The 14,556-nt window shown below is 63.6% G+C and carries 14 protein-coding genes; 7 read left to right on the top strand and 7 right to left on the bottom strand.

The window, feature by feature from the left end:
• Positions 1 to 3: 3 nt before the first annotated feature.
• On the bottom strand, positions 4 to 1,257 hold the full coding sequence (locus EN824_RS26005; protein WP_127279820.1) for an ABC transporter substrate-binding protein: 1,254 nt from the start codon (positions 1,255 to 1,257) through the stop codon (positions 4 to 6).
• A gap of 190 nt (positions 1,258 to 1,447) precedes the next feature.
• Between EN824_RS26005 and EN824_RS26000 the strand changes: the two genes are divergently transcribed.
• Positions 1,448 to 2,266: an alpha/beta hydrolase gene (locus EN824_RS26000; RefSeq protein WP_127870840.1), complete on the top strand. Its 819-nt coding sequence runs from the start codon at positions 1,448 to 1,450 to the stop codon at positions 2,264 to 2,266.
• Between the two features lie 181 nt (positions 2,267 to 2,447).
• Positions 2,448 to 3,842 carry a multicopper oxidase family protein gene (locus EN824_RS25995; protein ID WP_127278919.1) on the top strand — a complete coding sequence of 465 codons (1,395 nt, stop codon included), beginning with the start codon at positions 2,448 to 2,450 and terminating at the stop codon, positions 3,840 to 3,842.
• A gap of 33 nt (positions 3,843 to 3,875) precedes the next feature.
• On the opposite strand, the gene EN824_RS25990 is transcribed toward EN824_RS25995, so the two are convergent.
• The 3 genes from EN824_RS25990 to EN824_RS25980 form a co-directional block, all read right to left on the bottom strand.
• Positions 3,876 to 4,163 carry a PTS sugar transporter subunit IIB gene (locus EN824_RS25990; protein ID WP_127278918.1) on the bottom strand — a complete coding sequence of 96 codons (288 nt, stop codon included), beginning with the start codon at positions 4,161 to 4,163 and terminating at the stop codon, positions 3,876 to 3,878.
• Between the two features lie 20 nt (positions 4,164 to 4,183).
• Complete coding sequence (locus EN824_RS25985; protein ID WP_127278917.1) at positions 4,184 to 4,645, bottom strand: PTS sugar transporter subunit IIA; 462 nt, start codon at positions 4,643 to 4,645, stop codon at positions 4,184 to 4,186.
• A 70-nt stretch (positions 4,646 to 4,715) separates the two neighbouring features.
• Complete coding sequence (locus EN824_RS25980; RefSeq protein ID WP_127278916.1) at positions 4,716 to 6,122, bottom strand: PTS transporter subunit IIC; 1,407 nt, start codon at positions 6,120 to 6,122, stop codon at positions 4,716 to 4,718.
• Between the two features lie 341 nt (positions 6,123 to 6,463).
• Between EN824_RS25980 and EN824_RS25975 the strand changes: the two genes are divergently transcribed.
• Positions 6,464 to 7,777, top strand: a complete 1,314-nt coding sequence (locus EN824_RS25975) for an NAD(P)H-dependent oxidoreductase (RefSeq protein ID WP_127278915.1) — start codon at positions 6,464 to 6,466, stop codon at positions 7,775 to 7,777.
• A gap of 275 nt (positions 7,778 to 8,052) precedes the next feature.
• Positions 8,053 to 8,289 carry a type II toxin-antitoxin system VapB family antitoxin gene (locus EN824_RS25970; protein WP_127278914.1) on the top strand — a complete coding sequence of 79 codons (237 nt, stop codon included), beginning with the start codon at positions 8,053 to 8,055 and terminating at the stop codon, positions 8,287 to 8,289.
• A 21-nt stretch (positions 8,290 to 8,310) separates the two neighbouring features.
• Here the strand turns inward: EN824_RS25970 and proC are convergent, their stop codons facing one another.
• Genes proC through EN824_RS25955 form a run of 3 tightly spaced genes read right to left on the bottom strand, consistent with a single transcriptional unit; the run spans position 8,311 to position 11,482 of the window.
• A complete protein-coding gene (gene proC / locus EN824_RS25965; protein ID WP_127278913.1) occupies positions 8,311 to 9,126 on the bottom strand; it encodes a pyrroline-5-carboxylate reductase in 816 nt (271 codons plus the stop codon).
• Positions 9,127 to 9,186: 60 nt separating this feature from the next.
• Positions 9,187 to 10,515, bottom strand: coding sequence for an O-antigen ligase (locus EN824_RS25960; protein WP_135932869.1), 1,329 nt, complete (start codon positions 10,513 to 10,515; stop codon positions 9,187 to 9,189).
• Positions 10,484 to 11,482, bottom strand: a complete 999-nt coding sequence (locus EN824_RS25955; protein ID WP_135932868.1) for a glycosyltransferase — start codon at positions 11,480 to 11,482, stop codon at positions 10,484 to 10,486. Before EN824_RS25955 ends, EN824_RS25960 begins: the two co-directional genes overlap by 32 nt.
• Before the next feature lie 170 nt (positions 11,483 to 11,652).
• Between EN824_RS25955 and EN824_RS25950 the strand changes: the two genes are divergently transcribed.
• From EN824_RS25950 to EN824_RS25940, 3 genes are read left to right on the top strand one after another with little or no spacing between them, the layout of a single operon-like run.
• Positions 11,653 to 12,825, top strand: coding sequence for a glycosyltransferase family 4 protein (locus EN824_RS25950; RefSeq protein ID WP_135932867.1), 1,173 nt, complete (start codon positions 11,653 to 11,655; stop codon positions 12,823 to 12,825).
• A complete protein-coding gene (locus EN824_RS25945; protein ID WP_127870845.1) occupies positions 12,822 to 13,628 on the top strand; it encodes a WecB/TagA/CpsF family glycosyltransferase in 807 nt (268 codons plus the stop codon). The genes EN824_RS25950 and EN824_RS25945 overlap by 4 nt, the downstream gene beginning before the upstream one ends.
• Positions 13,625 to 14,551 (top strand): DUF6492 family protein, encoded by a 927-nt coding sequence (locus tag EN824_RS25940; protein WP_127870846.1) that lies wholly within the window; start codon positions 13,625 to 13,627, stop codon positions 14,549 to 14,551. Before EN824_RS25945 ends, EN824_RS25940 begins: the two co-directional genes overlap by 4 nt.
• Positions 14,552 to 14,556: the final 5 nt, after the last annotated feature.

Raw genomic sequence — 14,556 nt, 5'->3', positions numbered from 1 at the left:
GCCTCACTGCATCCAGGGCTGCGGCTTGAAGGCGCCGGTGGCGTATTTTTCCGGCGAGATCAGCGTGCGTTGGCCGTCCCAGATCTGAAAGAAGGTGATCGGGATATAGTCGTCGCCCTGCGTCGCGAGATGCGTGGCGGGATCAAATTTCAGCCGGCCTTCAGCGACTTGCTTGTCGGTCTCCGACAGCGCCTTCATGATCGTCGCATGGTCGGATGCGCCGCCGACCTTCTTGACCGCGTCGAAATAGACATTGGTCATTTCATAGAGGCCGACACCATAGGTGCCGCTTTCGACGCCGTATTTGGCCTTGAATTTGGCCGCTACCTCGTCGGCGCGCGGGTTCTTCGGCGTCGTCAGGGCACCGCCCAGAAGATTGTAGATGACACCGTTCGACTTCTTGCCCGTGAGTTCGACGAACTCCGGAACGCTCGGCGCATATTGCAGGAAGACCAGGCTCTTGGTCGGCTGCTCGAGGAACTGGTTCAGGAAGGACGCCGAATTGCCCGGCAGATAGTCGGTGTTGATGACGACGTCGGGAACGTTCTCGCGCACCTTGGCCAGGATCGGGCGCCAGTCGGTCACTTCGCCGAACGGCACGATCTCGTCGACCGTGATGGTCCAGCCCTTCTCCTTGAAGGTCTTCTTCATGCCTTCGGAGATGGTCTTCGAATAGGCATTGTCGGAGGAGATGATGGCGACCTTCTTGGTCGGCAAGGTGATCTTGCCGTCGGCCGCGAGCTTCTCGACGAACAGGGTGACGTCGGTATTGTAGGCGTCGAAGGATGGCGTCAGGGACCAGCAGCACATGTATTTGTCGGGGCTCGGCGCGATGATGTCCCTGGTCTGCTGAGAGGTGGCCGCCAGCATGTAGGGCATCTCGGCCTCTGCCATGTTGTCGATCTCGAAATTCGTCAGGCTGGCGTAGCCGGTGAGCATGAATTGCACGCCGGGATCGCCAAGCAGGCGTTCGACCGCGCTGGTGACGTTGCCGGCGGACTGATCCTTGACGTCGCCGACCACCAGTTCGAACGTGTTGCCGGCAACGCCGCCGGCGGCGTTCGCCTCATCGATCGCCATCTGCACGCCGCGTTGGAATTCCTGGCCGTCCGCCGCGGCAGGGCCGGTGATCGGCGCCAGCAGGCCGATCTTGACGACATCGGCGAAGGCCGGTGCGCTCGCCGTGGCAAACGCTGCGATCAGCGCTGTGCTCATCAGCATATGGCGGATTCTGTTGCCTGCGGATTTGGATTTCATCGTGCCGTTCCCTGTTTTCCTCCCGTTCATCGGGAGTTGGATAATTGACAATCTACGCATAATTGTTCTTATTTGAAAAGGATTTTTCAACGGCATGAGACCGGGAAAATGTTATGGCAGGGCTAGGGGAGGTGGCGGCGCTTTGTTGTGCAACTGCCTCGAAACAGGGCAATTTCAGACGGAGCCAAAGATGACGATCTCGCAGAACACCCTTGAAACCAGCCACGGCAGGATCGCCGTTCGCGAGACGGACGGCAAAGGCACCGCCGTGCTGCTGATCCACGGCAATTCGTCTTCCGGCGCGGTCTTCCGCAACCAGCTCGAGAGCCCGCTCGGCGAGCGCTACCACCTCATCGCTCCCGATCTGCCTGGGCACGGCGCGTCCGGCGATGCCATCGATCCGGACCGCTCCTACAGCATGGAGGGCTACGCCGACGCGATGACCGAAGTGCTCGGCCTGCTCGGTGTCGGCCAGGCCATCGTCTTCGGCTGGTCGCTCGGCGGCCATATCGGGCTGGAGATGATCGACCGGTATCCTGGCCTGCTCGGCCTGATGATAACGGGCACCCCGCCGGTGTCGCCCGAGGAAGTCGGCAACGGCTTCAAGCCGAGCCCGCATATGCACCTTGCCGGACAGGAGGTCTTCACCGCCGCCGACGTCGAGGCTTATGCGCGCAGCACCTGCGGCGAACCGTTCGAGCCGTTCCTCATCGACACGGTCGCGCGCACCGACGGGCGGGCGCGACGCCTGATGTTCGAGAAATTCGCCGCCGGCACCGGCCGCAACCAGCGCGAGATCGTCGCCGGCAAGACACCGCCGATCGCCGTTCTGAACGGCATCGACGAGCCTTTCGTCAACACCGATTTCGTCGCGGCGGTCAAGTTTTCCAACCTGTGGGAAGGCAAGGCGCATTTGCTCGACAAATCGGGCCATGCGCCGTTCTGGGATTCGCCCGACCGCTTCAACCCTGTCTTCGCTCGTTTCCTGGCGAGCGTCGATCAGGCATAAGTCGTCGGGATCCTGGGGAGGCAATGACTCGGCCCTGGTGTCAGAGGGCACGAAACCGACTTCGGTTTCGAAGTGATGGCGCAAGCAATCGCCAATGTGCAATGTGTCGACGTTTGCGCCGGTGGCTCGCCTGTGATCCAAGGCGCACTGGATGCGGGTCACCCTGCAGTTGGAGCGCTGAATGACCCTAATCACACGCCGCAGGCTTTTGAAAACCGCCGCCATCGCTGGCGCGAGCGGTGTCGGGCTTGCCGCGGTCGGCAGGATTGGCGGCTCGGCCGCGGCCACGCCCGAGCCGGTGGTGCTGCGGACGGCAAAAATCCAGGCCAAGCTGATGGATGTTGGCCCGACCAGGGATGTACTGACCTATGGCAACGCTGGAATGCCGCCGGTGCTGAGGATGAAGAAGGGCGAGCCCTTCGCCGCCCGCCTGATCAACGCCATCGACGATCCGACGACAATCCACTGGCACGGCATTCGCCTGCCGAACAAGATGGATGGCGTGCCCTTCCTGGTGCAGCCTTACGTCTACACCGGCGATCATTTCGACTACGCCTTTACCCCGCCCGATGCCGGCACCTTCTGGTATCACCCGCATTGCAATACGCTGGAGCAGATGGGGCGCGGCCTGACTGGCGTGATCGTGGTCGAAAACCCGAACGATCCGAAATTCGACGCCGAATTTGTCCTCAATCTGCGCGATTGGCGCCTTGGCGACGACGGCCAGTTCATCGACCAGTTCCGGCCGCGCGATGCGGCGAGAACCGGCACCTACGGCACGGTGCGCACCGCGAACTGGCTCGACCAGCCGCAATATGACGCGCCGGCCGGCGGGTTGGTGCGGCTCAGGCTGGCGATCACTGATGTGACCCGGATCTATGCTTTCCGCGTCGACGGCGCCGAGGCCGATGTCATCGCGCTGGACGGCAATCCGGTGCCGCTGCGCTTTTCGCCCGATGCCTTGCTGCTGGGGCCGGGCCAACGCATGGAACTCGCCATCCGCATGCCCGACGAAGAGGGCGCGATCGTCAGCTTGCGAGACGTCAGGGGCACCAAGCCCAAGGTGCTCGCGACGTTGCGCGCGACGGGCAGTTCGCTGAAGCGGGATGTTCGCGATCTCGCACCGCTGGAGGTCAATCCGGTGGCCGAGGTCGATCTCACCGCTGCCCGGCATATTTCGCTGACGCTCAGCGCCACGGCGGAGAACGTCCCGAGCGACGGCATATGCGGCTCGCTCGGCTACAGTTTCTGGGCGATCAACAAAGTGCCGTGGCCGGGCGATACATCCGATCCGACCGCGCCTTTGGCCGAATTGAAGCTCGGCAAGAGTTACATCATCGACATGGAGAACCTGACGCCGCAATCGCATCCGATGCATCTGCACGGCATGAGCTTCAAGGTGCTGTCGTCGTCGACGCGCGCGGTTCAGCCGCTGATTTCCGACACCTACCTCATCCAGCCCAATGAGAAGGTGAGCCTTGGTTTCGTCGCCGACAATCCCGGCGACTGGCTGCTGCACTGCCACATCATCGAGCACCAGAAATCAGGCATGACGAGCTACGTCAGGGTGGTTTGAAGCCAGGCCATCGAAGGCCGCGTTGTCCGCGCCCTACTTGCGCAGTTGTGCCTCGATCTCGTCGAGCACCTTGTCCTTGCCGATGCCGGTGAGGAAGGCGAGGCCCTTGATCACCGGCTTGGTCACCGAAGCCGAGATCGGCGTGGTGGCGACGATGAAGTCGACGCTGTCGGCCAGCCCCGGCACTTCGGTCGCCTTGGCCTGCTGCGCGTTGAAGGTAAGACCGCGCTTCTTCATCGCTTCGGTGACGGCGACGTTGACCGCCGTCGAGGTGGCGATCCCTGTACCGCAGGCAAAGAGAATGGTTTTCTGTTTGGACATTTGCTGCTCCTCCTTGGTTATCAGCCGAGCACGGCACGCACGTCGTCGAGGTTGCTGGCCGACCTCAAGCCGTCCAATGCCTGCGGGTTCTGGATGGTCTCCATGACGGATTGCAGCGCTTCAATCTGCTTATCCCTGTCATTGATGGCAAGCAGGAAGACGAAGCCGACCGGCAACTTCTCGTCGGGATCTTCCATGTTGGCGAAGGTCACCGGTTTTCTCAGCGTGCCCATTGCGATGCCGGGCTTCAGCACATGCTCGGGATCGGTGTGCGGCACCGCGACATTGTCGGCGCGCTCCAGCGGCAGCCCTGTCGGGATGGTCATTTCGCGGCGCACGACCGCGTCGGCATAGGAGCTTTTGACATAGCCAAGCGCCTCGAGCCGCCCGGCGAGGATGCGGATGATCTCCTCATTGGTCGAGGCATCGGATCCGAGCACGATCGCCTCGGGATCCAGAAGCTGCATGAGGCCGTCGGACATGTCTTGCTCCGTCGATGAATCGTGCGCCCGGGGAGGGCGCACGATCGTTTCAGATTGAAGCCGCCAAGGCTCAGGCGGTGTGTTCGGCCGGCTCGTCCTCGGCGCCTGCCGCCCGCTCCCAGCCGAGCGTATTGCGCCGGTAGAGCACGAACAGCGCTGCGATGACCACCGCGATGATGATGATGCCGATAAGGCCAAGCCCCTGGATCGCCTCGATGATCACGTAGGGCACCCACAGGAAGCCGTCGACCACCGAGGTGATCTGCAGCGCATCCGCCGGCAGCTTGAAGCCCGATGCGACGGCGGCACTGGTGAACAGCGGCGCCAGCGCGTTGGCGACATAGAAGCCGATCGCCAAGGTCACCGTGCCGATCACCACCATGCGGAACACATTGCCTTTGACCAGCGGCGCGGTCATGGCGACGATGAACGGGATGACCGCCAGGTCGGCGAACAGGATGACGCGGTTGCCGGGCAGGATCACCGACAGGATGATCGCGATCGGCACCAGGATCAGCGACGACGAGATCGCCGCGGGATGGCCGATCAGGATCGCCGAATCGAGGCCGACCAGAAGCTCGCGGTCGCCGGTGCGCTTGCGCACGAATTCCTGCGCCGCGTCGGAAACCGGAAGCAGGCCTTCCATCAGGATCTTCACCATGCGCGGCAGAAGCAGCATCACCGCGGCCAGCGTCATGCCGGTGCCCAGCACCTTGGCCAGGACCACACTGAGATCGCCCGCATTGTAGAAGGCGATGGCGCCGAGCACGAGGCCGATGATGAGGCCGAGCACGACCGGTTCGCCGAACACGCCGAAGCGGCGCTCGATGGTTTCGGTGTTGATGTTGATGCGGTTGATGCCGGGAATACGGTCCATGATCCAGTTCAGGATGATGGCGATCGGCAGGATCTGCGCCGAGGCGAGATGCGGCACCGAAATGCCGGGAACGCCGTAGAACTGCTGCACCGCGCGCGCCGACCAGTCGGCGAAAAGCAGCGAAAGCGCCGCGACGAGCGCCGCGATCGCAATGCCGTAGGCCAGATTGTCGGTGGCGGCCACGACAAGCGAGCCGACGAAGGCAAAGTGCCAGAAATTCCAGACGTCGACATTGAGCGTGCGCGTCATGCGCGTCAGCAACAGCACGATGTTGACCAGGATGCCGACCGGGATGACCCAAAGCCCGACCGATGAGCCGAAGGCGATCGCGGCCGCCGAGGGCCAGCCGACATCGATAATGTCGCGATGGATGCCGGTGTTGGTGACGATGGCCTTGGCCACGTCGCCGATCGACGTGAACATCAGGCCAAGCACGAGGTTGATACCGATGAAGGCGACGCCGATGGTGACGGCGGCGCGAAAGGCCTTGCTGACCTTGGCGCCCAAAACCACGGCGATGATGAAAATGACGATCGGCAGCAGGATTGTCGCGCCGAGCGTGTCGATGGCCCCCTTGAGGCCAGCGAGTAGAGTATCCATTCTTCCTCCCCTGGAGCCACGGGCTCTGCCCGAGGATGCTCCGTTGTCTCGTCCACGCCTTTGCCGCCTTGGCGCAAAGGCCTCCCCAAATCTAACGAGAGGCGAAATGCTCGTCCGAGCGGTGTTTCGGAGTGAACATTTGCCTTTGTTAGCAAACGAATGTTTTATTGTGGCTGTTCACGACAATGTCAATTGGCAACCCTTTGGGCCAATAATTCGCGGCGAATGCGCCGTTTCCCGGCGATTCCATTGGAAATCGCCGGCCGCGAGCGGTTTCATTGGCACAGCGGACCCGTCCCTGCTAATCCGGCCTCGAATCAAGAAGCTGTGGACATCCCTGCATGACCAATGTCGCCTTGACGGGACTTGCCAGCGATCTCGCCAGACGCGCCGCCGAGGGCCGCCCCGTGCGCATCGGCGTCATCGGCTCCGGCGAAATGGGCACCGACCTCGTCACGCAAGGCATGCTGATGCCGGGCATTGCGGTTTGCGCCGTTTCGACTCGCCGCCCGCACACCGCGCGCGATGCCATCCGCATCGCCTATGGTGACGAGGCGATGGCGGTCGAAGCCGATGCCGCTTCGAAAGTCACTGCTGCGATCGAGGCGGGAAAAATAGCCATCACCTCGAACGAGATGCTGGTCACCAATCCACTGATCGACGTCGTTATCGACGCCACGGGAAAGCCCGGCGTTGCCGCCGATTTCGACCTGATGGCGATGGAGCATGGCAAGCATCTGGTGATGATGAATGTCGAAGCCGACGTCACCATCGGCTGCTATCTCAAACAGCAGGCCGACCGGCTTGGCGTCGTCTATTCGGTCGGCGCCGGCGATGAGCCGTCGAGTTGCATGGAACTGATCGAATTCGCCTCCGCCCTCGGCCTGACCATCGTCTCGGCCGGCAAGGGCAAGAACAACCCGCTCAACCATGATGCGGTGCCCGATGACTATCGCGAGGAAGCGATCCGTCGCAACATGAACCCGCGCATGCTGGTCGAGTTCATCGACGGCTCCAAGACCATGGTCGAGATGTGCGCCATCGCCAACGCCACCGGGCTGGTGCCCGACGTGCCCGGCATGCATGGTCCCAAGGCCGACCGCGACGACCTCGTCAAGGTGCTGATCCCGCGCGAGGACGGTGGCCTCCTGCTGAAGAAGGGCGTCGTCGACTACACCATCGGCAAGGGTGTGGCGCCCGGCGTCTTCGTCATCGTCGAGGCGACGCATCCGCGCATCATCGAACGCATGGACGACCTGCATATCGGCCACGGCCCTTATTACAGCCTGTTCCGGCCTTACCATTTGACGTCGCTCGAAGTGCCGCTCACCGCCGCCCGCATCGTGCTGTTCGGCAAACCGGACATGGTGCCGCTGCCGCGGCCGGTTGCCGAGGTCTGCGCCGTTGCCAAGCGCGATCTCGCCGTCGGCGAGACCTTCGATGCGATCGGCGAAACTTGCTATCGCTCCTGGACGATGACCGTTCGCGAAGCCCGCGCTCAGCGCGCCGTCCCGGTCGGCCTGCTCGAGGGCGGCAAGGTGCTGAAACCAGTCAGGAAAGGTGATCTGCTGACGGCCGACAATGCCGCGCCCGACCAGACGACCAGGCTGTTTGCGCTGCGCCGTCTGCAGGATGAAATGCTCTACGGAAGCTAGCCTCGCATTGCCGGGAAAGCGGTAACCGCAACTTCGTCATCCTGGGGCGAAGCAAGGAGCGTAGCGACGCGGCGCAGACCCAGGATCCATGCCGTGATTTAGAGGCGTTGCAGCGGTGGCAGAATTTTGCTCCGCTGCGCCCTTCCATTGAGCTCCCGGCATGGATCCTAGGGTCTCCGCGACGGAGCTTCGCTCCTGCTTCGCCCTAGGATGACGACGTTAGGAACTACCGCTCAGGCTTCTATTCTGTCAAAATCATAGCGTCGAGGACCCAGATGAAACTCTACATCAGAAATCCGCGCGCACGCGAATTGGCGAGACGGCTTGCAGACTTGCGCAATACGTCGATGGCCAAGGCGGTCTTCAAAGCGCTTGAATCCGAACTGCAGCGAAAGCAACTCTCGCTCGCCAAAAGGCTTGCCATCATAGCTCACGATCTTAGAGCCAAGGCAGGAGCGGGTGGCCGAACTATGGATAAGGACGAGATCAGCGACATGTGGGGATATTCCTGACACACCCCGAGCTGTCCCCGCTTATTTCCCCAGTTCGATCGACCTTAGCCGCGCCGCTTCCACCGCGTCGGTGAGCAACTTGGTCAGCCGGTCCTCGCCCATCAGCACGCCAAGCGCGGCCGCCGTCGTGCCGTTGGGGCTGGTCACCTGCTGGCGCAGCACACCCGGGTCCTCACTGCTTTCCGCTGCAAGCGACGCGGCGCCGTAGACGGTCTGCATGGCAAGCAGCCTGGCGGTCGCCGCCGGCAAGCCGGCCTTCTCGGCGGCCACGGTCAGCGCTTCTATGAAATGGAATATGTAGGCCGGACCCGATCCGGACACGGCGGTCACCGCATCCATCAGGCTCTCGTCATCGATGGTAGCCACTTCGCCGCTGGCCGAAAGCAGGTCGGCGACGAAACGCCTGGCGTCGTCGGAAACCAGGGGATTGGAAAACACCACCATCATGCCCTTGCCGATGGCAGCCGGCGTGTTGGGCATGCAGCGCACGATCGGCGCGCGGTTGCCGAGGATTTGCTCGAAGGTGGCCGACGGCGTTCCGGCGGCAATGCTGACGAAAGTGGTGCGGCCGTCGCCGAAGCGCTTGTAGGCGGCGGTGACGTCACGGATCACCTGCGGCTTCACCGCGATAATGACGAGTTCAGGCACGGCATCCGTCGGAATGGCTTCGGCTTCCGCCGCGGTGCCGCAGCCGAGTGCGGCGGCCCGATTGCGCAGGTCCGCGTTGGGCTCGACCACGAAAACCGCTGAGGGTGCGAGCTTGCCGGACTTCAGCCAGCCCGAGAGCATGGCGTAACCCATATTGCCGCAGCCGGCGAGAACAAGCCTGATCGTCATCGAGAGCCCTCCGAGGAAAGGCCATGACATAGACGCTCGCGGATCGGTGGGGAAGCCCTCTCAGGACCGCTGGACGGGCGTGCGCACCGCGATCGGCCGCAGCGACACTTGCCTGAGACCCAGCACGCCGAGCACGAAGAACAGCCAGACCGGATCGCCGCGATGAAAGAAGAAGCTCTCGAGGAAGGCGTTGAGCGCGGTGAACAGCACCACCATCATGAAGAAGTCGCCGAGAAAGATGTTTTCCTTGCGCTGCGGAATGCGCATGTAGTCGCGCAGCGGTGCGATGAGGAAAGTGTAGACCGCCACGCAAAGGGCAGGGATGCCCATCAGCACGGCAATGTCGAGATAGCCGTCATGGCCGTGCACGATGGTCCTGATGTCCCAGGGGCGATCGAAGGGCTGGTCCTGGCTGAACAGCAGCGGCGTGCCCCAGAAGCTCTCATAGCCGTAGCCGGTCCACGGCTTCTTCGCCAGCATCGAGCCGGCGAACTCCCACAATGTGGTGCGGCCGGTGTAGGTCATGTCGGGAAAATAGATCGCCGCCAGATGTTTGATCGGCGGCAGGAAGACGATGCCCAGCGTGCCGACCGCCGTGGCGATTATCGCCAGCGCAAACAGGATCGGCGTGCCGAGCCGCATGCCTATCAGGCTCGGAAACATCACGATCAGGATCGAGAACGGCACCAGCCCGGCGGTGGTCTTGGAGCCGGTGTGCAGCATGAAGATCATCGCCGCGCAGAAGATGCCAGCGCCCCACCAGCGCTGACCGCGCCGATAGAGATAAAGGCCGGCGAAACTGAAGCAGGCCATGATCGGTCCGGCGATGTTCTTGTGGGTGAACACGCCGCGCCACAGGCCGGCATGTTCGGGCTCCTGCGAGTCGGCGGTGTGCATCGCCTCGTGCGGGAAGGCGATGAGGCCGAGATAGGATAGGCCCATCACCACGACGGCGGTGAAGATGATGACCCTGGAGAAAGACTCGGCGTCACGGGGCAGCGCCAGGATCGTTGCCATCGTCAGGATGCCGATCATGGTGAAGGACGCCGCGCGCATCGCCGAGGGCGGATCGGTTGCCAGCACCACCGACAGGAAGAAGAAGCCCAGCATCAGGATCCAGGACGGGCTGAGCAGCGAGCGCACGACGCGCGGGTCGGCGAAGGCCATCAAGGCAAAGACCGAAACCGCGCCGAGTGAGCCGAAGCCGAGCTGATTGACGATGTCGCCGCCTTCGCCGGTGAGTTCGGCGCCGGCCGGCTGGAACGGGCGGAAGGACACCATGATGACGGTGAACAGCAGCGCCGCGATCGCGGTCGCCACGCCCTCGCGCGTGAACGCGGCGCCGAGCGGCGCGCGCTCAGTTTTTCTCAGGCTGGCGGTATTGCTCATTGGCATATCCGAATTCGGCCAGCACGCGGCCGAGCGCCACATGGACGGGGTAGATGGCGATCGCCGGCGATCCGGTGCGCGCCAGCCGCATCATGCCGCGAAGCGGCGAGACGGCAAGGAGCGCCAGGCTCTTGGCGAACACTTTGGCACCTGCGAAGGGCGTGCCGGCGCGCTTCTTCCTTTCCACCAGCGTCGAGATGACACCATTGCGCAGGCTGCGGGCACGGATCCAGTCGGTCTCGACGCGCCGGGCCGGAACGGTCTCCCGCACCTTGGCTTCGGCGCACCAGCCCAGCGCGAAGCCCCTTTGCGCCGACCGGCTGAGAAAGTCGGAGTCGCCGCCGCCCATGAAATTGAATCTGAGATCGAGGAAAGGCGGCCCCATCGCTGTCAGCACGTTACGCCCGATCAGAAGATTGCCGGACGAATAGAGTGCGGGCACCCGTCCCGTCTCCCGGTAGGGAGGCGCGAAGACAGGATGCTCGGCCCATGTCGCGTGGGCAGGATCGGCAAAGACGGGCACCTGCGGCCCGCCAACGATATCGGCCCCGAGCGTTTCGGCCGCGCGGCACATCCGCTCCAGCCATTGCGGATCGGCAATCTCGTCATCGTCGATGACCAGCAGATGCCTGAAGTTCGGGAAATGCAGGATCGCCGTCTGCCAGCCGGCATTGTAGGCGCTGCAATTGCCGCGCTCATGCGCGATGACGACCATGCCCGGTATCTCGCCGCGCTCGAACAGCGGCAGCGCGGCCTTGGCACCGTCACGCGCCTCGGCCTCGTTCTCCATGACGATGACCGCAAAGCGCCTGCCGGTTTGCTGCTGGCGCAGCGACGCCAGCGTCTCCAGCACCTGTTCGGGCCGCTTGAAAGTAGGCAAGGTGACGATCGCTTCGACGGCCTCCGCGTCGAGCCGGGGAGACCGTCCCGCGATCGATACCGAACCGTCCGATGGCAAAGGGATCATCCGTATCCAGCCGCGTCTTGAGTCGCGTTCTGGTAGCATCACGATGATAAGGTTTCGTTAATCACCTTGCAGGGAGACGCCCGCCAGGCATGGGCTTTGGGGCGTTGACCGTGCTCGCTTAATCAAGGGTTCACCGCGCTTTGCTACCGGCTACACCACAGGATAGTGAGATGCATCTGCTGTTCGCCACATCGATCGTGCCCGACGGTGCTCTCGCCTCGGGCTACGAGATCGCCAACGCCGCGATCATCGCCGCCTTGCGGCGCGCCGGCGCGCGCGTGACGGTCATCGGCTTCACCTGGCCCGGGAAAGCCGCGATGGATCCCGAAAATACGGTGGTGCTTGGTGCGATCGACGTGCGCACCGAAGGTGCTTCGCCGCTGCAAAAACTCGCCTGGGTCGGCAAGGCGATATTTTCGGGCCTCACCTTCGCGTCGGTCAAGTTGCGTACGGTGTCCGACCACGATGTTCAGGCCGCTATCGAACGAGCCGGTCCATTCGATGGCTATGTGCTGAATTCCGTGCAGTTCGCCGGCGCTTTCGAAAAGCTCTTCGAAGACCGGCCTTCGATCTTCGTCGCCCACAATGTCGAGCATCTTTCGGCCCGCGAGAATGCCGTTGCCGCCGGCGGCATTTTCCAGCGCCTGCTGTTCCGGCGCGAGGCAAGGCTGCTCAAGCTCGTCGAAGAGCGGCTCTGCAGGCGCGCGCGCTTCGTCTTCACGCTGGCCGAGGAAGATCGCGTGGCGCTCGGTGTCGCCTCCGATGACCGCTCGGCCGTGTTGCCGCTGGTAACCGGGGACACGGCGCCGGTCCGGAAAGGCCGGCGCCAGATCGACTGCGACGCGGCCCTGATCGGCACCTGGACCTGGCAGCCAAACCGCATCGGCCTCGACTGGTTCCTGGGCAAGGTGGTGCCGCACCTGCGGCCTGGTTTCCGCATCCGCATCGCGGGCCACATGCCTGCCGGCGTCACCTCGACGCATCCGGGCGTCCAATTCGTCGGCCGCGTTCCGGATGCCCGGGCTTTCGTCCTTGGCGCGGCCGTCATCCCGCTGATCAGCACGGCGGGCAGCGGCGTACAGTTGAAGACCATTGAGACCTTCGAGCTTGGCCTGCCCTCGGTCGCCACCAGCCGTTCGCTGCGCGGCATCGACCACCGCCCCGCCAATTGCGTGGTCACCGACGATCCGGCCGGCTTCGCCCAGGCCCTGGAGGCTGCCGCGGCCGATATCGACGATGTCGATGGCACCACCTTCCATCGCCGGCAGGTCATGGCGCTCGACGCCGCGGTTCGTGTCGGTCTCGAAAAAATCGGCGCCGTCCGGCGGGAGGTGTTTGCATGAACATGCACGCCACCCGCGCCGCGTTCGGGCTCGACAGTCTGAAAATGATCCTCGGCATCCCGGTGCTCGCCATCCGCTGGAACGATGCGATCGCCCTGCTCAATCGCCTGCTTGCCGAGAAGCGCTTCACCAAGGTCAGCTTCCTCAACGCTCACAATGCCAACATCGCCTATACCGACCCGGTCTTCGCCGAGGCGCTCGACGATTTCCTCATCCTGCCGGATGGCATCGGCGTTGATCTCGCCGCGAAGCTTCTCTACGGCGCGGCATTTCCCGACAATCTCAACGGCACCGATTTCGTGCCCGCATTCCTGCAGGCTTCCAAGCGGCCGCTGACCGTGGGGCTGCTCGGTGCGACGCGTGTCAACGCCGAGGCGGCGTCGCTGAAGCTGGCGGCGCTTGCCGTGCAGCACAGCTTCGTGGTCGTTCACGATGGCTATTTCTCCGCCGCGCAGGAGCCGGAGATCATCGGTCGGATCGCAAAATTGCGACCTGACATGCTGCTCGTCGCGATGGGCGTGCCGCGCCAGGAGCTGTGGATTGAACGCCACATCGACGAACGTCATTGCACGCTGCCCGTCGCGGTCGGCGCGCTGCTCGATTTCCTGAGCGGCTCGGTGCCGCGCGCCCCGCTATGGATGCGCCGCCTGAGGCTGGAATGGCTGTTCCGGCTGGCGGTCGAGCCCGGCCGGCTCTGGCGCCGCTACGTGGTCGGCAACCCCCTGTTCCTCTGGCGGGTCGTCAAGCAGAAATGGTCGCGCGGCGCCGAGGCCGCCGCAGATGCTCCCGGAGAGTTTCGTTGAACAAGCGCTTCGTCCCAGACCCGCTGGCCGGCCCGGGCCTGTTGCCGAAGACGCCAACGGCGGCGGTGGTGACGGCAAGCTACGCCCCGGATTTCGAGCGCTGCCGCCTGCTGTGCGAAACGCTTGACCGCCATGTCTCAGGCGCCGCGCACCACTACATTCTGGTCGAACATCGCGACCTCGCGCTTTTCCGTCAGTTGGCGACCAGCCGCCGCTCGATCGTCGATGAGCGGGATCTCCTGCCGCGCTGGCTGCGAGCCTTCGACGATCCGTTCAGCCTGTTTCGCCGGCGCGTCTGGCTCAGCATGAAGACCCAGCCGCTGCGCGGTTGGCACGTGCAGCAACTGCGCCGTATCGCCATATCGGCGCACGCCGGGGAAGACGTGCTGATCTTCTGCGATTCCGACGTCGCTTTCCTGAAGGCGTTCGATTGCGGTGTCTTCTGGCGCGATGGCAGCGCGCGCCTGTTCCGCCGCGATGGCGTGCTCGCCGATGACGGCCATGACGAGCATCGCGTGTGGTCGCGCAATGCCGGCGCCGCACTCGGCATCGACCGGTCCCAGGCGTCGGTCCATGATTATATCTCGACGTTGATCGCCTGGCGCCGTGACACGGTGCTGGCCATGTGCGGCCGGATCGAAAAGGTCCATGGTCGCGACTGGGTCGAGGTCATCGGCTCGGCGCGCAAATTCTCCGAATGCATGATCTACGGCCGCTATGTCGATGATCTGCTGGACGGAGCCGGCCATTTCCACGGTTCGGAGGAATTCTGCCGTGTCCACTGGACGGGCGAGGCGTTGTCGGACGATGAGTTCCGCCGCTTCGTCGCCAGCATGGCGCCGGAGCAGGTGGCGATCGGCATGCAGTCCTTTATCGGCACGGATATCGGCCGCATCCGCCGCCTGATCGGGCTTGATCGCTGACTTGT

The sequence above is a fragment of the Mesorhizobium sp. M8A.F.Ca.ET.181.01.1.1 genome (assembly GCF_004792025.1).
Taxonomy (GTDB): Bacteria; Pseudomonadota; Alphaproteobacteria; order Rhizobiales; family Rhizobiaceae; genus Mesorhizobium.
Note: the sequence above shows the minus strand (reverse complement) of the source record. Positions and strands in the feature narration are given on the sequence as shown.

Excerpts from the sequence above, each read along its gene's own strand:
- proC (WP_127278913.1), bottom strand. The coding sequence starts at position 9,126 with ATGACGATCAGGCTTGTTCTCGCCGGCTGCGGCAATATGGGTTACGCC.
- EN824_RS25970 (WP_127278914.1), top strand. The coding sequence starts at position 8,053 with ATGAAACTCTACATCAGAAATCCGCGCGCACGCGAATTGGCGAGACGG.
- EN824_RS25950 (WP_135932867.1), top strand. The coding sequence starts at position 11,653 with ATGCATCTGCTGTTCGCCACATCGATCGTGCCCGACGGTGCTCTCGCC.
- EN824_RS25985 (WP_127278917.1), bottom strand. The coding sequence starts at position 4,645 with ATGTCCGACGGCCTCATGCAGCTTCTGGATCCCGAGGCGATCGTGCTC.
- EN824_RS25945 (WP_127870845.1), top strand. The coding sequence starts at position 12,822 with ATGAACATGCACGCCACCCGCGCCGCGTTCGGGCTCGACAGTCTGAAA.
- EN824_RS25990 (WP_127278918.1), bottom strand. The coding sequence starts at position 4,163 with ATGTCCAAACAGAAAACCATTCTCTTTGCCTGCGGTACAGGGATCGCC.
- EN824_RS25960 (WP_135932869.1), bottom strand. The coding sequence starts at position 10,515 with ATGAGCAATACCGCCAGCCTGAGAAAAACTGAGCGCGCGCCGCTCGGC.
- EN824_RS25955 (WP_135932868.1), bottom strand. The coding sequence starts at position 11,482 with ATGATCCCTTTGCCATCGGACGGTTCGGTATCGATCGCGGGACGGTCT.
- EN824_RS25975 (WP_127278915.1), top strand. The coding sequence starts at position 6,464 with ATGACCAATGTCGCCTTGACGGGACTTGCCAGCGATCTCGCCAGACGC.
- EN824_RS26000 (WP_127870840.1), top strand. The coding sequence starts at position 1,448 with ATGACGATCTCGCAGAACACCCTTGAAACCAGCCACGGCAGGATCGCC.
- EN824_RS25995 (WP_127278919.1), top strand. The coding sequence starts at position 2,448 with ATGACCCTAATCACACGCCGCAGGCTTTTGAAAACCGCCGCCATCGCT.
- EN824_RS26005 (WP_127279820.1), bottom strand. The coding sequence starts at position 1,257 with ATGAAATCCAAATCCGCAGGCAACAGAATCCGCCATATGCTGATGAGC.
- EN824_RS25980 (WP_127278916.1), bottom strand. The coding sequence starts at position 6,122 with ATGGATACTCTACTCGCTGGCCTCAAGGGGGCCATCGACACGCTCGGC.